General features: G+C 60.1%; 13 protein-coding genes. 8 read left to right on the top strand and 5 right to left on the bottom strand.

Annotated features, from left to right (window positions below; genetic code table 11):
* Positions 1-44: 44 nt before the first annotated feature.
* The gene (locus tag G8767_RS25955; RefSeq protein WP_124569017.1) at positions 45-659 is read left to right on the top strand and encodes a hypothetical protein; all 615 of its coding nucleotides are present in this window, start codon (positions 45-47) and stop codon (positions 657-659) included.
* Here the strand turns inward: G8767_RS25955 and G8767_RS25950 are convergent.
* Positions 638-1,546, bottom strand: coding sequence for a PaaX family transcriptional regulator C-terminal domain-containing protein (locus G8767_RS25950; RefSeq protein ID WP_166812638.1), 909 nt, complete (start codon positions 1,544-1,546; stop codon positions 638-640). The two genes, G8767_RS25955 and G8767_RS25950, sit on opposite strands and share 22 nt — an antisense overlap.
* A gap of 109 nt (positions 1,547-1,655) precedes the next feature.
* Here G8767_RS25950 and G8767_RS25945 point away from each other — a divergent pair, with 109 nt between their 5' ends.
* Positions 1,656-2,654 (top strand): alpha/beta hydrolase, encoded by a 999-nt coding sequence (locus G8767_RS25945; protein ID WP_206029793.1) that lies wholly within the window; start codon positions 1,656-1,658, stop codon positions 2,652-2,654.
* Complete coding sequence (locus G8767_RS25940; RefSeq protein ID WP_166812634.1) at positions 2,647-3,858, top strand: saccharopine dehydrogenase NADP-binding domain-containing protein; 1,212 nt, start codon at positions 2,647-2,649, stop codon at positions 3,856-3,858. The genes G8767_RS25945 and G8767_RS25940 overlap by 8 nt, the downstream gene beginning before the upstream one ends.
* Here the strand turns inward: G8767_RS25940 and G8767_RS25935 are convergent, their stop codons facing one another.
* Both G8767_RS25935 and G8767_RS25930 read right to left on the bottom strand, forming a co-directional pair.
* Positions 3,859-4,203 (bottom strand): hypothetical protein, encoded by a 345-nt coding sequence (locus tag G8767_RS25935; RefSeq protein ID WP_124569013.1) that lies wholly within the window; start codon positions 4,201-4,203, stop codon positions 3,859-3,861.
* A gap of 94 nt (positions 4,204-4,297) precedes the next feature.
* Entirely contained in the window at positions 4,298-4,675 is a 378-nt protein-coding gene (locus G8767_RS25930; RefSeq protein ID WP_166812632.1) for a hypothetical protein, read from the bottom strand.
* Between the two features lie 63 nt (positions 4,676-4,738).
* On the opposite strand from G8767_RS25930, the gene G8767_RS25925 reads away from it, so the two are divergent.
* A complete protein-coding gene (locus tag G8767_RS25925; protein WP_166812630.1) occupies positions 4,739-5,317 on the top strand; it encodes a CGNR zinc finger domain-containing protein in 579 nt (192 codons plus the stop codon).
* Between the two features lie 184 nt (positions 5,318-5,501).
* Positions 5,502-7,109 (top strand): ABC transporter substrate-binding protein, encoded by a 1,608-nt coding sequence (locus tag G8767_RS25920; RefSeq protein WP_166812628.1) that lies wholly within the window; start codon positions 5,502-5,504, stop codon positions 7,107-7,109.
* Between the two features lie 339 nt (positions 7,110-7,448).
* On the opposite strand, the gene G8767_RS25915 is transcribed toward G8767_RS25920, so the two are convergent.
* Positions 7,449-8,951, bottom strand: a complete 1,503-nt coding sequence (locus G8767_RS25915) for an MFS transporter (protein WP_095973415.1) — start codon at positions 8,949-8,951, stop codon at positions 7,449-7,451.
* Between the two features lie 158 nt (positions 8,952-9,109).
* On the opposite strand from G8767_RS25915, the gene G8767_RS25910 reads away from it, so the two are divergent.
* On the top strand, positions 9,110-9,784 hold the full coding sequence (locus G8767_RS25910) for a TetR/AcrR family transcriptional regulator (RefSeq protein WP_166812626.1): 675 nt from the start codon (positions 9,110-9,112) through the stop codon (positions 9,782-9,784).
* Here the strand turns inward: G8767_RS25910 and G8767_RS25905 are convergent.
* Positions 9,774-10,733, bottom strand: a complete 960-nt coding sequence (locus tag G8767_RS25905) for a DMT family transporter (protein WP_166812624.1) — start codon at positions 10,731-10,733, stop codon at positions 9,774-9,776. The two genes, G8767_RS25910 and G8767_RS25905, sit on opposite strands and share 11 nt — an antisense overlap.
* A 277-nt stretch (positions 10,734-11,010) precedes the next feature.
* Between G8767_RS25905 and G8767_RS25900 the strand changes: the two genes are divergently transcribed.
* Together G8767_RS25900 and G8767_RS25895 are read left to right on the top strand one after the other, a co-directional pair.
* On the top strand, positions 11,011-11,289 hold the full coding sequence (locus tag G8767_RS25900) for a YHS domain-containing protein (RefSeq protein WP_124569008.1): 279 nt from the start codon (positions 11,011-11,013) through the stop codon (positions 11,287-11,289).
* Between the two features lie 1,134 nt (positions 11,290-12,423).
* The gene (locus G8767_RS25895) at positions 12,424-13,419 is read left to right on the top strand and encodes an ABC transporter permease (protein ID WP_095973412.1); all 996 of its coding nucleotides are present in this window, start codon (positions 12,424-12,426) and stop codon (positions 13,417-13,419) included.
* The last annotated feature ends 29 nt before the right edge of the window (positions 13,420-13,448 follow it).

The following is a 13,448-nucleotide window of genomic DNA, read 5'->3' as shown; positions in this document are numbered from 1 at the left end:
TCGTCTCGCTCATCCCACACTTTTCTGATTTTCGGAGGTCACACATGTCTTCACTCGCTTCGCATTCTCTGCACGTGGCGGTCGAGTTGACCGGATCCGGTCACCATCCGGCCGCTGAGGGCGCACCAGGAAACCTGCCGATCATCGGCGGCGACTACTGGGTGGACCTCACCGAGAGCGACAGGGCTCTCGATTTGGCTTCATTCCCTACCAATGTGGTTCGGATTCGCGCTGCGGATCTGCGTGAGGCGCAGCTCGAACGCGCCCGGATCCGTGCTGCTGTCGCCGAAGAAGGCCGCGATCCCGACAGTGTCGCAGTGCTGGTCGATCTCGAGATTCTGATCGCACCGGAAGCTCGCTCCGCCCGAAAAGAGCTTGCACAGTTGGACAGTGCGTTGACTGCTCCGCGGGTCCCGGTTTCGCTTCACTACGTCGGAACACCCTCCGGGCTCGGCAGTTTGATCGCTGATATCCGAGCTGCCGAGGTCGCCGACGGCGTTACGTTGCTCCCCCTCGCCTTGCCCCGCACACTCGAACATCTGGTGGACAGCACCATTCCGTGGCTCCAGGATCGCGGGCTTGTCACACCGTCCACCGCAGTCGACGAAGTGCTCGGTCGTTTCGGGCTGCCGCCCCGTCAGCGCACGCTCGCGTCCTGATCACCGATCGCATCTGCGTACAGGTGGAACAGCGACGGTAATTCGTCTGCACCGTCCACCTGTGCCAGAAGCGCCCAGCACTGTGCCGTGACGAAGCGCGCCCGCGTGCCGATCCAGTTGGTGGGCAGCAGTTCCGGCGGCAGCAGAGGGTCCGGCTCCATAGCTCGCGTGAATTCCGCCGCGAGTTCGATGGTCATCGTGACAGCATCGGTGCCCGGAGTGTTCTGCAGTTTCTCCAGGCGCACAGTCGCTACGTCGAGCAGCCGTTCGTATCCGGCTGCGATCTCGTCCAGCGGCCACAACTGTGCGGCAATTTTCACGGGATCTTCGAGCCTGCCCACTTTCAGATCCCGAGTGGTGAGAGAAGACAGGTGCTGTTCGACGTCGAGTTCGGCGGCCGCATCGAGAACGTACGGTTCCCAGGCGTGCGGCGAGACGTACAGACCGCCCTGGACGAGCGCGCCGCCGAGGTATACGACCCTGGTGCGCAGCGCATCTCGTGCTTTCCGTGACGACTCCGGAATTGCGAATCCGACCAGATGCCAATACCCGTCCCACGGTGTCGCAGTGTTGCGATCTTGTTGATAGGCCAGTCGAACGAATTCGACGTCGGGTTCCATCTCGCGCACGGCTTTCGGCGTTGCTCGTAGCGTGGCCTGCCGCCCGCGACCTTCCTGAGTGAACTTCCCCTCGGTGACCAACCGCTTGATGCACAGCCGAACCTGTTGATCTGTTTTGTCGAGGGCGTCGGCGGTGGCATAGAGGGTGCGCCCGTCGACAGTTCCGTCCGTGCGCAGTAGAGCCTCGATCAAGATCCTCGTGGGCACATCGACGTCCCTGTCCGTCATTGCCGTGTCCTTTCCTTGCCTCTCGACATCTTCGCCCATAACTGTACTATCGAATGCAATACGATCGTTTCAAATTCGTACGTTAGGCGGGAAGATGGCAGTGGGATCGGTGAGTGAGAGGAAGAGTAACCATCGTTTACGCAGGTGGATGGTTACTTCCCTGGCAGTGGTCGTCGTTCTGATCGTGGGTCTGGTGGGCTGGACGCTGTACCAGAACACCTATGACATCCGTGAGGAAAAAGTGACGATCTCCGGGGGATCGGTGCCGCTCCAGGGAGTCCTTGCACTGCCCGAACACGGTGACGGTCCCTTCGGGCTCGTGGTTTTCGTCCACGGAGACGGGCCGGTCGATGCAACACACGAGACCTTTTACAGGCCGGTCTGGGAGGCGTTCGCCAAGGCCGGGTACGCGTCACTCTCCTGGGACAAGCCGGGGGTGAATGGGGCACCGGGCAATTGGCTCGATCAGAGCATGGACGATCGGGCGGCGGAAACGGAAGCGGCAATCGAGTGGGCACGGGGCCGTTCGGACGTCGATCCGTCTCGTATCGGTCTGTGGGGTGCGAGCCAGGCAGGGTGGGTGATGCCCAAGGTGGTGAACCTCGACCCGGACGTAGCGTTCGTCATTGCCGTGGGTCCGGCGATCAACTGGCTCCAACAAGGCGAATTCAATACTCTTGCCGAACTTTCCGAGAGAAATGCGTCGGCCGACGAATTCGAGAAAGCGCGGGTCGATCGTGCGAAGAACTTGGATCAGTTGGCCCGTGATGCAACGTTCGGCGATCTCGTGGCCTCCGGCGAGGCCGACGGTCTCACCGAAGACCGATGGAACTTCATCCGAAAGAACTACCGATCGGATGCGCGAGCCGATCTCGAAACCGTGAAGGTTCCGGTGCTCTTGATCATCGGCGGACAAGACGTCAACGTCGACGTGGCAGACACCGAAAGGGTGTATCGCGAAGTGCTCGACGCTCCAGGGCAATTGGTGGTCGAGAAGTATCCCGACGCAACCCATTCGATTGTGGACAAGAACCTCGAAGACTCGGAAGTGATGTCGGCTCTGGTAGCCGTTCTTGCTCCCCGTTCGATCTTCGTTCCTGGTTATCTAGCGGATCAGACTGCATTCTTGGAGGGAATTCATGGCTGACGGAATTACGGTTGTCGCACTGGGCGGCGCCGGTGCGATGGGCTCGGCAGCAGTTCGACTGGCTGCAACATTGCCGGGAATCGGCAGCGTAGTAGTCGCGGATCGTGATATCGATGCTGCGAATCGTCTTTCAGTTGAACTGGCTCAGGCATCAGCGCAAGTCGAGGCGCGCAGCATCGACGTCACAGACGGTCGCACGCTACGTGAATTGTTGGACGACGCAGACGTGATCATCAATACCGTCGGCCCGTTCTTCCGTTTCGGTGTCGGCATTCTCCAGGCAGCGATCGAGACCGGGACTCACTATCTCGACATCTGCGACGACTGGGAACCGGCCGTCGACATGCTGGAATTGAATTGCGCTGCCAGGGAAGCCGGAATCTGTGCGGTAGTGGGCATGGGCGCAAGTCCCGGGATGAGTAATCTCCTGGCCGCGATGGCAGTCTCGCGATTGGACGTGGTCGACGACCTGTACACAGCCTGGCCGGTTGATGTCGAAGGCGAGGACGAGTCGGTAGACACATTGAGTGCAGCCGCCGTTCACTGGATGCAGCAGATCAGCGGCAAGGTGCCGGTCGTTCGTGCGGGACGAATCGTCAAAGAAGCACCGTTGCGTTCCATCTCACTGGAACTGCCCGGCGGACGCCGCGGAAACGCTTACGTGGTCGGGCATCCGGAGCCGGTGATGTTTCATCGAACCTTCCGCCCCTCAGGTCATTCGGCAAATCTGATGGTGATCACACCGGAAACCGTTTCGTTTCTCGACGTTCTACGTTCGGATATCGACAAGGGCAGAATCGATCTCGACTCGGCCGCTGAAGAATTGGGCAAGCCCTCGCTCAGCCGGATGATCCGTGCTGCGCCTCGCATGCTCACGCGCGCCGACCACGGATCCTTGCCGTCGTTCTTCGCCTCGGCCACAGGGGTGCTCGATGGACGAAAGACGCGCGTCGTGGCACGGATCGCTGATGATTCACCGGTATCGGAGTTGCTGTCGGACATGGCCGGTGCAACCGGAATCCCCTTGGCGCTCGGCCTTGCTCAGGTGGTGTCGCGGCTGGCCGACGGAACGATTTCTGATCGGGTCGGTGTGCACTCAGCTGAGAGCGCCATCGACCCGGAAGTTCTGTTCACTGCACTGGCGCGGTTGTTCGATCGAACCGACTGGAGTGAGATCGTCACCGTCGAATCCGAGTTCAGCTAGTCAGTTCGCGGCGTGTGATCCGATGCGACTTCGGATTTCGGTCTCGACACGATCCGGGTCTTTGGGGCTGAACGAAGGCGCTCCGCGACCGGCGAGGGTGAGTACCACCGCGGTCTCCTTCCACGGGCGTGAAAGGTCCAGGCTGTACCACGAGCTGAAATCTGTTGTTCCCCAGATTCGTAGGCGTCCACTCAGCCATGACATGACGCCGAGGTCGACGGTTTCGATCTGCGAGTACGGAACGAACTTGCTGACAAACGGAAAGTAGTAGTGGCGGATCGTGACGCCCTGATCGTCGATCCGGACCGTCCTGTCCTCGTAGATTGTCGATGTCCCTGCACTCACAGTGATAACCCGGTTCCTGCTGTTCGATGTACTTGGAGGTTTCCCGAAAACCAACCATACAGTCTCTACTGAGTCGGGACGCTTGCAGCGTGTGTCAGGTTCTGATGTGCCTTGTGGCGACGAGATCGCTGACCGCGATCTGCGCATTGCCGATTGCCGTCTGCACTGGTTCGCAACTGCTCGACGCTCTGGCGAGGGCGAGAATCGCGGTGAGTAGGGCGGCGTCGGGTTCGCCTTCGAACGGCCCGCTCTCGACGTCGAACTTTCCGCTTCGCAACTGCTTTCGGGCGTTGGTGCCAAGTTGTGAAATGACCTCGTCCATTGCGGCCAGGCATTGGGCGAGTGCGCCGATCGACCAGTAGAGATCGGCGGCGACGATGGGTGTCTCCGATGCCACGGTGCCGGCGCGGCGCAATCGGTGATGGGTGTCGAGGAGTATCTCCGGCAGTCTGTGGTCTACGCAGTGTTCCATCCCGCCGCCTTCGTAAGGTGTAAAGTTGGGTTATTCAATTACGGTAAAGCAGGGCGGTAAGGGATGCAAGTAGTTTTAGACGATTACGTCGCCGGTGCGTCGTTCGCGACCGACCTGGTCAATACCTCACCCCGAGTGTGGGTGGAGGCAGGGGACGCGTTGCCTGACCCTCAGGCGCTTCACGATCTACTCGGTGAACACGGACTCTCGCCGGATGCGCTCCCCAACGGGCGTCGGCCTACCCGCGGTGAACTTGCCGACGTGCAGGCGCTCAGAGAGGAGGTTCGTTCGATTCTCGATGCTCCGACCTGCGACGAGCTCGTTGATCGCACTCATCGACTCCTGCAAACCGTCCCGCATCACGTTCGGCTCGTGCCTGATTCCCAGGACGACTATCGGTGGAATGCACTACCGGACGGCACAATCGATCTCGCGGGTGAACTCACGTTGTCGATCGGATACTCGTTGCTGGGAACTCTGCGCACGTTGGGGTACGAACGATTCCGCCCATGCGCGTCGCCGACATGCAACGGGGTGTTCGTCGATACGAGTCGGGGAGGGCGACGCCGCTACTGCATGCCTGCGTTGTGCGGCAATCGAATCAACGTCGCGAATCACCGTCAACGACAGCGTTCTACTTAGTCGTCAACGACAGCGTCGTACTTAGCCGTCAACGACAGCGTCGTACTTAGCCTCTGCGCTCGCTCGGTCGATAGTGGCAATCGAACAGAGTACGACCGACTGTATGGGGCACTTCAACGAGATACAGACCACGTCAGTCCCGCACGATTGTCGCCATGGCAACTTCTAGTAGATGGCGGCTCGTATGAAAGCCCGTTCTGTCTCCGCGACAGCAGTTATCAGCGTTGGCGTATTCACCCTGGCCGGGTGTGGCGGCGCATCCAGTCCCGAAGGTTCGGTCGGTGAGTATGCACAGGACGGCAGTTTCACGACCGTCATCAACGCCGATCCCGGAAATCTGCACCCTCTGATCACCAACCTTACGTCGACTCAGATCGTGAACGCGTACTCGTACGATTCGTTGATCGACATAGACGCGCAAACACGCACTGTGCGTCCGTATCTGGCAGAAAGCTGGAGTGAAGAAGGGAACACACTCAAGTTCGTGCTCAAGAAGGGTATTACGTGCGCCGACGGCACTTCCTTCACCGCACAGACCGCGGCCGATGACATCAACTGGGTCATGGACCCTGAAAACGCTTCACCGCTACGCGGATCCACCGTACCGTTGTCGACGGTCGCGTCCGCGGACGGTGACGAACTGACGGTCACTACAGCCGAACCGGCACCCTTCTTGCTCTCTCGAATCGGCGCGTTGCGGCTGCCGTGCGCTGCGACGCTCGACGACCCGGCCAGTATCCGTTCGAGTAGTAACGGAACGGGTCTGTTCAAGGTCACCGAAGTTGTTCCCAACGATCACATCACGATGGAACGCCGCGACGGCTACACCTGGAGTCCGAACGGGGAGACCACTTCCGACACTCTCGGGGTACCGAAGACGGTGACGATCAAGATTGTCACCGATCCGAGTACGACCGCGAATCTTGTTCTCACCGGCGGAGTGAATGCCGCGGCAGTGACAGGTTCGGACGAGGAACGAGTCTTGGCCGCAGGTCTGGATTCGAAGACCTACACCACGTTGTCCGGCGAGTTCATCTTCAATCATTTCGCGTCTCTACCCACGTCGGACCGCGCTGTGCGGCAGGCGCTCGTTCAAGCAGTCGATCTGGACGACTACACCGAGATCACCACCGGCGGAAAAGGAACCCGCGCACGCGCCCTTGCGGTTTCGGAACCCCTTGCCTGCGACTACAACAGTGTCGAAGGAGCGATCCCCGAATTCGACGTCGACGCGGCAAAGAAGACGTTGTCCGACGCAGGCTGGAAGGCAGGGGCCGACGGCGTCCTGACGAAGGACGGGCGACCGCTAGCACTCAACGTGATTTTCAACAACTCGCGCGATACGAACTCTGCCGCCGCGGAATACGTGGCAACCCAGTGGGAAGGACTGGGTGCGAAGGTGAAACTGACCGGCGGCGACTACAGTTTCGTCATCGCCAACACGTTCAGCACCACCGACCTGTCGTCGTGGGACGTTTCCATCGGTTTGACGCTGGGGAGTGATACGCCGAGTATCTTTGCCAAGTACTTCACCGGCCCGCCGAAGCCCGAAGGAGTGAACTTCGCTTCCCTCGACAACAAGAAGTACATCGAATTGTCCACTGAGGCTTCGCTTCTTCCCGGCGACGAGTCCTGCAAGATCTGGGAGGAAAGTGAGCGGGCATTGTTCAACGACATCGACCTGCTTCCGGTGTCGACGACACCTGCTCACATGTTCTTCAACGGAGCAACGTCGATCTACCCACCTTCGAGCGGAATCCTCCCGGGCTCGGCGATCCGGGTCTTGAAGTAGACCACCCGCTAACGCTCACTTTCGGGTATTGATCATCCGAAGTGCAAACCGAAATACCACCGCGGCGCCTGCACCTGCAGCCAGGCCGGCGACGACATCGGCAAGTAGAACACCGACGCCTATGCCGAGGACGGCAGCAGCGGCGACGGCAAGGGCGACGTCAGCACGAGGAGCGGCGATCGCGGCATCCTTTCCCCGAGTATCGAACGAGCACTCATCTCAACGGAGCATGTCACGAAACTGTCGTCCGCAGGTGTATCAACCGCAAAACGCCTCGAACGCGTCGGCCCCGGCGGAGTTGAACTCCGCCGGGGCCGACAATGCGTCTTGCTCGCTGGCTCAGTGCGTCGGGACGGATTCCTTCGACGTGGTCGGGGAGGTATCGGAGTGATCGCTACCAATCTCCTTGCGGGAGTTGGAGCTGTTGAACCGAGGGAGGAAGCCGGCCAGGACGAGCGCGATGACGGCGGATCCGGCAGCGAGAGCCATGACGACGCGGAAAGCGTTCTCCGACGGCAGCGTTGCCCCGCCGATGGACATGGTCATCTGGGCGATGACGACACCCGCGATGGCGCTGGCGAATGATGTACCGAGGGAGCGCATCAGGGTGTTGAAGCTGTTGGCTGCGCCGGTCTCGGACGGAGGAACAGCGCCCATGATGAGAGCGGGCATTGCGCCGTAAGCCATACCGGTGCCTGCACCGATGATCACGGCGATCACAACCAGTTCCCAAATCGAGTGCATGGCGAAAATACCGATGCCGTAACCGATTGCGACCACAACGGCGCCGAGCATGAGCGTCACCTTGGGGCCGTGCGAATTGGTGATGCGTGAGGACAGCGGAGAGATGAGCATCATGATGATGCCGGAGGGAGCCATGACCAGACCTGCGGTGAGCATCGAACCGCCGAGGCCGTAACCGGTGACTTCAGGCAACTGGACGACCTGGGGAAAGACCATGCTGGCGGCGAACATCGCGAATCCGAACACGATGGATGCGAGGTTGGTGAAGAGCACCTGGCGGCGGATGGATACGCGTAGATCGACAAGGGGCTTGGGGGTACGTAGTTCCCACCAGGCCCAGAATCCGAATATCACGATCGAGGCGCCGAACAGGGAAAGCGTGAGCGTGCTCGTCCAACCCCAGTCGCCACCCTTGGAAATAGCAAGGAGTAGAGCGATGAGGGCTGCCGAAAGCGAGATTGCCCCGCCGAAGTCGAACGTGCCACCCGTGCGAACCGTCGATTCGGGGACCAGGACGACAACGAGACAGGCAGCGAGTGCGCCGAGAACTGCAGAAGCCCAGAACAAAACGTGCCAGTCTGCGTATTCCGCGATCAGAGCCGCGATCGGAAGTCCCAGAGCACCACCGACTCCCAGCGAAGCGCTCATCATGGCAACGGCGCCGGCAAGCTTCTTCGGCGGAAGCACGTCGCGCATCACGCTGATACCCAGCGGGATGACGCCGGCGGCGAGGCCCTGCAGGATTCGGCCCGCAACGAGCGGGATCACACTCGAGCTGAGTGCGCCGACCACCGAACCGGTCACCAACAGCGCCATGCTGATCAGGAGCAGACGGCGTTTGCCGAACATGTCGCCCAAGCGGCCCATGGTCGGGACGGCGACGGCGGCGGCGAGCAGCGTGGCCGTCACAGCCCACGCGGTATCGGACGCCGGCGCATTCAGGTATTCGGGCAGGTGCGGGATGATCGGGATGACCAGCGTCTGCATGAGCGAGACGACGATGCCGGAAAACGCCAGTACAGCCACCACTGCCGTGGTGGCTGGTGACTTCGTTGTCTGTGGCGGCGTTGTCGGTGGTGGAGAAGTGGTTGACGACATTGCGGTAACTCCATCGGAGGAAGAACGAATAATGGTTTAAGTCAGTTGCTTGAACTAAAGTTAAATCAAGTGACTGACTCAACGGAAGGGTGTGTCGTCGATCGTGACGAACGTCTCCGGTACCGAGCAATTTCGGACGGTCGAGGATGATGGTGGACATGACTACGAGGACTGAGGATGCGACGGCCGACGCCGGCGGCGCGGCAAACTCCGCGCGTTCTGCCGCAACCCGAGACCGCATCCTCGCCGTCGCCGAGCAGTTGTTCGCCGAACACGGAGTCTTCGCGGTGTCGAACCGTCAGGTGAGTGAGGCGGCGGGCCAGGGCAACAACGCCGCCGTCGGTTATCACTTCGGGACCAAGACCGATCTGGTCCGGGCGATCGTGAACAAACATTCTCGGCAGGTGGAGAAGAAGCGTGGTGATCTGCTGCGTGAGATCGAAGGGTCCGAGGATGTTCGTGACTGGATTTCGTGTCTGGTTCGGGCGTCGACCGATCACTACGCCGAAATGGGTGGCCCGACGTGGTACGCGCGGTTCAGTGCGCAGATTCTCACCGATCCGGTCCTGCGGAAGATCGTCTACGACGAGGTGCTGGCCTCGCCCACTCTTCAGGAGACCCTTCGTGGACTTTCGGCCTGTCTGACTGACATGCCGATGAGTGTTCGACGTGCCCGCGCAGACATCGGACGAAACGCGATCGTGCACATGTTCGCCGAACGTGAGCGCGCGCTTGCAGAATCGGGGCCGGACGAGTTCACGTCGTGGGAGGACTTCACCACCGACCTCGTGGACGCGCTGGTGGGTCTTTGGACTGCCCCGATCACCCGCTGACCGACCGTTCTCCGGCGCTGTCCACCTGCTCCGGAGGAACACTGCGCAACGGACCCCGTGTCGGTGGAAGATCCAGGAGCAGGCCGACTCCGGCAAGAATGATGACAAGCCCGCTGACGAGCGCGAAGGTGACAGGCTCGTTCAACCACAGCACTCCGATGGCCGACGCCGAAATCGGAACCAGAAGAGTGACGGCTGAAGCCGCGACAGGACCCGCCTGGCGAATTATCCAGAAGTACACCAGGTAGCCACCGGCGGTAGCCCCCAGTCCCAGGGCGGTCACTGCGATCAGTGGACCGACGGTCACGGGCCCCGGCGGGGGAGCGATGGCGGACACAGGTACCAGTAGGACAACCGCGGCAAGCTGCTGGCCGAGGGCAAGTGTCATCGGTGGGGTGCCCTGGAACGATTTTCGTGTGTAGACACCACCGACTGCGTACAGCAGTGCCGCAGTCAAAGATGCGCCGATGGCCAGCATTGCGCGACTGTCGAGCGCTGACGGAATCCCGCCGACGAGCACCGAGACGCCGGCAATGCCGATCGCGACACCCGAGACTTTTCGCCAGGTGATCTTTTGCCTAAGCCAGAACGCGGCAACGAACACGGTGAACATCGGCGTCGTGGCATTCAGGATCGACGCCGTCGACGAGTTGAGGCCGACGATCGCAGTTGCAACGAGGGTGAGGGGGCCGGCGACGTTGAGGGCTGCCAGCAGTAGGAATGCGGGAAACCGGGAACCGACCGCACGCCAGGTCGATCTGCTGGAAGCCGTTATCAGCGCGAGAACCAACGCTGCAACAATGAAGCGGCCGTGCGTCGTGCCGACGGCGCCGAGAGTTGGTGCCGCCACAGCAACCAGGGGGAACGAGCTTCCCCAGAGCGCGCCGACCAACAGCAAAGCTCCAACTACGGCGAATCGGCTGCCACCGATTGCTTTCCAGTTCTTCATTGAGCCTCTTCGTCGAAGACCTCGTGGGTATGGTCTGTGTACTGACCTAACTTATACCCCCTATAGGTATCAATGTCGCATCCTTGTGGCGTGGGAGGCGAGTGAGGGCTGGGTGATCGATTCTTCGTTCTCCTGCAGTGGCTTACATGATCGAGGGGAGTGAAATGTCGACAGGACTCTCCTATAGTTTCTGGCTCACATACCTATAGGGGGTATGCTCGGAATGTGTGAGCTCGCTTCCCGGGTCACGTCCGTCCGTTAGAGAACAGGAATCGCAATGAGTAGCTGTGGCTGTGGCAATACCCCGACGACAGACGACAACGGTGCTGTAGGCGCTGTCGGTACGGCGATGCCACCCGGTGGAGAAGACCTACTCAACTCGGGGAGTAGCGAACTCGTCGAATGTCGAGTCATGCCCGGTAGCGTGATCGAAAAGACGCGTGCCGAGGCCGAGGGCCTGTTTCGTGACTACGAAGGCAACCGGTACTGGTTCTGCTGCAAGGGTTGTGGACCACGGTTCGACGCAAATCCCAGGAAGTATGCCAACGCGAGCTGAGTAAAAAGTGGTGGTGCAGGCGATGCCTGCACCACCACTTTCTTTCGTAGATGTAGTGAATGAGAATGTCTTACTGTCGAGTTCGGCAATGTATCCCGGCTGGTTCAGGCGAGGTCGCGAGCAGGCAGGTTGACCTGTCGGCGTGGGGAGCGATGATCGTGATGGCCGCCGGCTGGCATGTTCAGCGGTCGACGTCGCTTCTGCTATTCCGGTCCTGCGGAAAAGTCGTCTACGACGAGGTTTTGGGCTCGCCCCGGCAGAAGACGCGTCGCGGACTTTCGGCCTGTATGACTGACATGCCGGCGAGTGTTCGGCGTGCCCGGGCAGACATCGGACGAATTCGATCGTGTCTGTGTTCGCCGAACGCAAACGCGAACGCGAGTGCGTGTTTGCCGAAAAGGGCCGGACGAGGTCACGTCGTGGGAGAGGTGCGCTCGCCGGAAGGGCGGTGGAGGCAGCCTAGTCATCGGCTTGCCATCGCACGCACTTGCAATTGGTCCGCCTGATCACGGCGCCTGTATTTCATTGCAAGGCGTGAAATATCAAACAGACGAGCAACTTTCACTCCGCTCGGTGCCGCCCAAACTGATGCGAGTGGTCGGAATCGAAGCCTCTCGGCTGCTCGGGTGGATCATCGGTCAGGCTGCCGACCGACCAGTTCGCATTTGCATCAACACTTTCAGTCCTGATGCATAGTGAAATTCGATCACCGAATCGGAATCGGCGCAGGATTCTACGAGCTCTGAACCCTTCGGTTTCTGGATCTACCCCGAACTAGGCTGGGCACTTGCGGAATTGGACGAGGTCTTTCGAAGGGGCCGTCATTAGGATGCGCGTCGTGGTACCGCGATCGCACGGATTATCCGCGCCCTCGATAGAGACGTATCGGTTCGATGGTGGGCCCGGACCTGTGGACCCAGAACGGATGTGTCAGATTCTGCTCATCCTGGCGAGTGTGTCTGTTCCTTACGGTTCTGGTATCCCTGCCGGCGAACCGACGCGCAATCAGTGAACCCTAAGTCGATTGCCGGTTTAAGGCGTATCGGAGGGTTCAAACAGCTCAATCAAAACATCTCAAGTGTTTTGTTAGCGAATATCGGCGACATTGCGCTATTTGGGTGATAGATTCGCCACATGCCTATCAAGACTGGACGGGAGGGACACCGCAGTCCCCATGTCCTCCTTACCCTGGCGCTCGCTAAGCGGACAGTGGCGCTCTTCACTCTTCTATTGGCCATGTCATTCGGTGTTTTCGCTCTCCAGTTCGTGGCACCCGGTGGCGTTGTCGGCGCACTGACAGGCGGACGCCCCGTGAGTCAAGCCGTCCTCGATGACTTGCGCCGACAGCATCACCTCGACGATCCGATCCTCGTTCAGTACTGGGCTTGGCTGCGGCGTGCACTAAACGGCGATTTCGGCACTTCCTACGTACAGAATGTGCAGGTCGACAAATTGATCGTTGATCAGGGCCTTCTATCACTACAACTGGCGATCTTTGCCTTTGTTATCGCCATGATCGTGGCGATCCCCATGGCGACAGTCGCTGCGATCCACAAGGGGCGCATCGTGGACCGTCTTGCATCCAGTACTGCGATCTTGGCGATTTCGGTGCCGTCGTTTGCCGTGGCGCTATTGCTTTTGTACCTTTTCGGACTGAAGTGGGACATTCTCCCCGTATTCGGGCCTGGGGCAGGATTTTTCGGAAGACTTCACCATCTTCTGTTGCCGGCGATAGCACTGGCGCTTGGACAGATCGGTCTGGTCGTCAAAGTCACGAGGTCCGCGCTCAGTAACGCGCTTTCGCAGGATTATGTGACGTTCGCTCGATCTAGGGGAGTGAGCGGGGGCCGCGTTCTGCTGAGTTACGGTTTCCGTAACAGCATGACGTCGATAACAACGGCGGCCGGGTTGACGCTGACCACGCTCATCGTCGGTACGGTCCTCGTGGAGAAGATCTTCGCTCTTCCTGGAGCGGGCAGTTTGCTGATTGCATCCGTTTCGGCTGGAGATCTACCGGTTGTCCAGGCACTGACCATTGTGTTGGCTGCCTTCATTCTAGTGCTCAATCTCCTCGTCGATGTTGCGAGTACCGCGTTCGATCCGCGAGTCGATCTGAGTGAGGCGGTTTAGTTATGACTACGATTCCGAGGACGGCTCGT

It is taken from the genome of Rhodococcus sp. IC4_135 (assembly GCF_011602025.1).
Taxonomy (GTDB): domain Bacteria; phylum Actinomycetota; class Actinomycetes; order Mycobacteriales; family Mycobacteriaceae; genus Rhodococcus_F; species Rhodococcus_F baikonurensis.
Note: the sequence above shows the minus strand (reverse complement) of the source record. Positions and strands in the feature narration are given on the sequence as shown.

What these genes read in the sequence shown, in the direction of transcription:
- G8767_RS25955 (WP_124569017.1), top strand. Translation starts at nt 45, where the DNA reads ATGTCTTCACTCGCTTCGCATTCTCTGCACGTGGCGGTCGAGTTGACC.
- G8767_RS25950 (WP_166812638.1), bottom strand. Translation starts at nt 1,546, where the DNA reads ATGGGCGAAGATGTCGAGAGGCAAGGAAAGGACACGGCAATGACGGAC.
- G8767_RS25945 (WP_206029793.1), top strand. Translation starts at nt 1,656, where the DNA reads ATGGTTACTTCCCTGGCAGTGGTCGTCGTTCTGATCGTGGGTCTGGTG.
- G8767_RS25940 (WP_166812634.1), top strand. Translation starts at nt 2,647, where the DNA reads ATGGCTGACGGAATTACGGTTGTCGCACTGGGCGGCGCCGGTGCGATG.
- G8767_RS25930 (WP_166812632.1), bottom strand. Translation starts at nt 4,675, where the DNA reads ATGGAACACTGCGTAGACCACAGACTGCCGGAGATACTCCTCGACACC.
- G8767_RS25925 (WP_166812630.1), top strand. Translation starts at nt 4,739, where the DNA reads ATGCAAGTAGTTTTAGACGATTACGTCGCCGGTGCGTCGTTCGCGACC.
- G8767_RS25920 (WP_166812628.1), top strand. Translation starts at nt 5,502, where the DNA reads ATGAAAGCCCGTTCTGTCTCCGCGACAGCAGTTATCAGCGTTGGCGTA.
- G8767_RS25915 (WP_095973415.1), bottom strand. Translation starts at nt 8,951, where the DNA reads ATGTCGTCAACCACTTCTCCACCACCGACAACGCCGCCACAGACAACG.
- G8767_RS25910 (WP_166812626.1), top strand. Translation starts at nt 9,110, where the DNA reads ATGACTACGAGGACTGAGGATGCGACGGCCGACGCCGGCGGCGCGGCA.
- G8767_RS25905 (WP_166812624.1), bottom strand. Translation starts at nt 10,733, where the DNA reads ATGAAGAACTGGAAAGCAATCGGTGGCAGCCGATTCGCCGTAGTTGGA.
- G8767_RS25900 (WP_124569008.1), top strand. Translation starts at nt 11,011, where the DNA reads ATGAGTAGCTGTGGCTGTGGCAATACCCCGACGACAGACGACAACGGT.
- G8767_RS25895 (WP_095973412.1), top strand. Translation starts at nt 12,424, where the DNA reads ATGCCTATCAAGACTGGACGGGAGGGACACCGCAGTCCCCATGTCCTC.